This window comes from Actinomadura fibrosa (assembly GCF_900659615.1).
GTDB lineage: Bacteria > Actinomycetota > Actinomycetes > Streptosporangiales > Streptosporangiaceae > Spirillospora > Spirillospora fibrosa.
Genome location: NZ_CAACUY010000557.1, coordinates 1 through 855, shown reverse-complemented (window position 1 = coordinate 855; position 855 = coordinate 1). Strand labels below are relative to the sequence as shown.

Genomic DNA, 855 nt, shown 5'->3' with positions numbered 1-855 from the left:
AGACGACATCTCATTTGGTGAGTCGGCGGTGACAGATCAGGGCGGCGGCGATGCCGACGAAGGCCAGGAAGTGCTCGGGTTTGCGTTCGTAGCGGCGGTGCAGTCGGCGGAAGCCGTTGAACCATGACACCGTCCGCTCCACCACCCAGCGGTGTCGGCCCAGCCTTTGTGAGGACTCGATGCCACGGCGCGCGATGCGCGGGACGATGCCCCGGCCGCGTAGCCAGCGGCGCAGGTCGGCGTAGTCATACCCCTTGTCGGCGTGCAGCTTGCCCGGACGGCGCCGACGCGGCCCATGCCGGGAGCGGACCGGCGCGATGCCGCGCACCAGTGGCTGCAGAGCGAGCTTGTCGTGGGTGTTGGCGGTCGAGATCCCGACAGACAGCGGCAGTCCGGCACGGTCGACCAGCAAGTGGATCTTCGACCCGGGTTTGCCGCGGTCGACAGGATTCGGGCCGGTCAGTTCCCCCCTTTGCTCGCCCGGACGCTGACCGAGTCGATCGCGCACCGTGACCAGTCCAACTCCCCGCGCGCACCCAGCTCGTCCAGCACCAGCCGGTGCAGCTTGGCCCAGACCCGCGCCGCACTCCACTCGGTGAAGCGGCGGTGCGCGGTGGGACCGGACGGGCCGAACACCGGCGGCAACTGCTGCCAGGTGCAACCGGTGGTGGCCACGAAGATGATCGCGGCCAGCACTTCACGGTCCCCGTACCGGCGTCGGCCTCCACCCTGCGGCCGCTTCGGAGCAGGCGGCACCACCCGCTGAAACAGCTCCCACAACTCCTCAGGCACCAACCGCTCGACCATCTCCACGAACGGCAGGCTACCGCCGACACACCAAATGAGATGACGTCT

At 68.8% G+C, this 855-nt stretch carries 1 protein-coding gene; it reads right to left on the bottom strand.

The features are described 5' to 3' along the window. Positions 1-10 precede the first annotated feature (10 nt). Positions 11-807 (bottom strand): IS5 family transposase gene (locus tag E1300_RS49630; RefSeq protein WP_242619923.1). Its coding sequence is split into 2 segments (ribosomal slippage): positions 11-465 and positions 465-807, totalling 798 coding nucleotides; the frame shifts between segments, so codons are not numbered across the junction. Between the last annotated feature and the right edge of the window lie 48 nt (positions 808-855).